At 63.1% G+C, this 3107-nt stretch carries 4 protein-coding genes; 2 read left to right on the top strand and 2 right to left on the bottom strand.

The annotated features are described in order from the left end of the window. Positions 1–351: ABC transporter permease subunit (locus EN742_RS29720; protein WP_128333595.1), on the top strand; the 351-nt coding region annotated here is incomplete at its 5' end. Between the two features lie 28 nt (positions 352–379). After that, complete coding sequence (locus tag EN742_RS29715; RefSeq protein ID WP_128333594.1) at positions 380–1402, top strand: histone deacetylase family protein; 1023 nt, start codon at positions 380–382, stop codon at positions 1400–1402. A 121-nt stretch (positions 1403–1523) separates the two neighbouring features. Here EN742_RS29715 and EN742_RS29710 read toward each other — a convergent pair whose 3' ends face one another. After that, positions 1524–2348 (bottom strand): ABC transporter permease, encoded by an 825-nt coding sequence (locus tag EN742_RS29710; RefSeq protein ID WP_128333593.1) that lies wholly within the window; start codon positions 2346–2348, stop codon positions 1524–1526. A 5-nt stretch (positions 2349–2353) separates the two neighbouring features. After that, positions 2354–3107 (bottom strand): ABC transporter permease (locus EN742_RS29705; RefSeq protein ID WP_148670347.1); only part of this gene is annotated, 754 nt, incomplete at its 5' end.

Genomic DNA, 3107 nt, shown 5'->3' with positions numbered 1-3107 from the left:
GTCGGCAATGGCCTGGCCAGCTTCGACGTCAACCAGGAACGGGCCGCGCGCAGCCTGGGCGCTTCGCCGTTGCGCGCATTCCTGACGGTGACCCTGCCGCAGATCCGCATCGCGGTCATGTCCGGCATGCTATTCGCGTTCATCACCTCCTTCGATGAGGTCGTCGTCTCGCTCTTTATCTCCAGCGGTGCGACATCGACGCTCACCAAGCGCATGTTCGCCAACATCCGCGACCAGGTCGATCCGACTGTCGCGGCGATTTCCTCCATGCTGGTGGTTCTGTCGATTCTCGTTCTCATCGCCGCGCAGTTCGTCCGCCGCGACGGTGTCAAAGCGGCCGACGAGCACTAATCCAGCCGCGCCACTCCTGGAGATCCCCATGCTAGCCATCTTCGATGAGCGGCAATTGCTGCATCGCCCGTTGACCCGGATCGCCGGCGGCGAATTGAGACCCAGCCCTGAACAGCCCGAAAGGATAGCGGCCCTACTCTCCGGCCTTGAAGCAGCCGGTATCGCCGTCCAACCCCCTCACGAGCGTTCGTTCGAGATCATCGCGGCAGTGCATGATCGCGACTACCTCACCTTCCTGCAAACCGGCTTCCAGGCGTGGCGGGAGCTGCCTGGCGCCGGTCCAGAGCTGCGATCAAGCGTCCATCCCAGCCGCCACATGAGCCGTCTGCCCCGCGACCTGCTTGGCCGTGCCGGCTTTTATCAGGCGGACGCCAGTTGCGTGCTGGTCGAGGGAACCTGGGAGGCGGCACGAGCGAGCGCCAACACCGCCGTCGATGCGATGACCAGGGTGCTGGAGGGAGAGCGCTCGGCTTACGCGCTTTGCCGCCCACCGGGGCACCACGCCTATCGCGATCAGGCCGGCGGCTTCTGCTATTTGAACAATACCGCCATTGCGGCCAACCTGGCGGCTTCACAGGAAGCTCGGGCGGCAATCGTCCATGTCGACGTTCACCACGGCAACGGCACCCAGGCACTTTTTTACAACCGGCGCGACGTTCTGACGGTGTCCGTGCACGGCGATCCTGCCCACCTCTATCCCTATTACGCCGGCTATTCCGACGAGACCGGAGCCGGCCACGGAGAAGGGCACAATCTGAATCTGCCGGTTCCTTTGATGAGCGGGACCGAGGCATATCTGGCAGCCGTGACGAAAGCATGCGAGGCGGTCCGGCAGTTCTCGCCCGATATCCTGATCATTGCCCTGGGGCTGGATGCCTCCAAAGACGATCCTTTCGCCTGCATGGCCGTGGACGAAACCGGCTTTCGCCGTATGGGAGAGATGCTGGCGGCGCTGACATGCCCAACACTGATTGTCCAGGAAGGAGGCTACCCGTCGCCGACGCTCGGAAGCTCATTGGCAGCGTTCCTGGGTGGATTTGCCGGACGTTGAAACCGCAGGCTGGAACGTCCTGGCGGCATGGCGTCAGCCGGTGCGGCCGGTCTTGGAACGAGGAAACCCTACGATCAACAAAACTCAAACGCCAGTGCGTGCAGTCCCTGTTACGTGCCGTTCAGGCCATGCCGCGCCGGGCAACGGACTTGCGGCGCAGGATCTCGATGACCGCCATCAGGCCGATCGAGATCGAGATCATCACCACCGCGGCGGCGATGACGACCGGCGTAAGCTCGTCGCGGATGCCCTCGAAGAGACGCACCGGTAGCGTCACCTGGCCGGGGCCGGCGAGGAAGAGCACGATCACGACCTCGTCGAACGAAGCAACGAAGGCGAAAAGCGACCCCGCGACAATGGCCGGGCGGATTGCCGGCAGCATCACGCGCCGATAGGCCATCCAGGGCGACGCGCCGAGGCTCTTGGCGGCACGGATCAACTGCATGTCGAAGTTTTGAAGCGCCGCGGTGGCTGAGATCACCACATAGGGCGTGCCGATCACGGTGTGCGCCAGGATCATGCCGACAATCGTGCCGGCGAGGCCGAGATCGGAGAGGAACAGATATAGGCCGACAGCCATGATGATGACCGGCATGACCAGCGGCGCGATAAGGAAGCCGTTGACGATGGCGCGAGCCCTCGGACCAAGCCCGTTCATGGCGATGGCCGCCGACAGGCCAAGCACGGTGGACAGTGCCGCTGCACCAATGCCGACAACCGCGCTGTTCTTCAGCGCGAGCAGCCACTTGTAGTTGGTCAAAAGTTCCTCGTACCAACGCAGTGACAATCCGGGCATGGGATAGGAGAGGAACGAGCCTGAACTGAAGGAAAGCGGCAGCACGGCCGCGATCGGCACCAGCAGGAACAGGAAGACCAGCACGGTCACCACGCTTGCCAGCGTGCGCCAGATATCGACCTTCGGCTTGTGCGTTGCTGAAGCGGACATCGCGCTCAGGCCTTCACCACGATTTGAGATTTGCGGCCGAGCAGGCCGTAGAGGCCAACCAGCACGAGAACACAGGTCGTCAGCAGGATCGCGAGCGCGGAAGCCAGGCCCCAGTTCACCGTCTGCTTCGTGTAGAAGGCGATGAAGTAGCTGAGCATCTGGTCCTGGCTGCCGCCGACGAGTAGCGGGGTGATGTAGTAGCCGACGACAATGACGTAGGTGAGCAGGCAGCCGGACCATAGGCCGGGCCACACCAGAGGCAGATACACCTTGTAGAAAGTGCGCGGCCCGCTGGCGCCGAGGCTGTAGGCGGCGCGCGTGTAGTCCTTCGAGATGCCGACCATGACGCTGTAGATGGGCAGGATCATGAACGGCAGCATGACATGGACGAAGGCGATATAGACGCCGATGCGGTTGAAGATCAGGTGGACCGGCCGGTCGACGATGCCGCTCCACAACAGCACCGAGTTGATGATGCCGTTGTCCTGCAACAACACCACCCAGGCGCTGGTGCGCACCAGCAGCGACGTCCAGAACGGCAGTAGGACCAGAAGCAGCAGCAGGCCGCGCCAGCGAGGCGAGGCAGCTGAGATCCTGAAGGCGACCGGAAACGCAAGGACCAGGCAGATGGCCGTCACGACAGCCGATATCCATAGCGACCGGCCCAGCACGTCGACGAAAGTGGCTTCCTGCGGCGTCACCCTGCCGATGCCGCCGCCGTCCTTCTGCTCCAGATCCAGGGCCTTCAGGATATAGTAT

Origin of the sequence: Mesorhizobium sp. M4A.F.Ca.ET.020.02.1.1, from assembly GCF_004022645.1 — a bacterium.
Lineage (GTDB): Bacteria > Pseudomonadota > Alphaproteobacteria > Rhizobiales > Rhizobiaceae > Mesorhizobium.
This window is presented reverse-complemented; position numbering and strand designations above follow the sequence as displayed.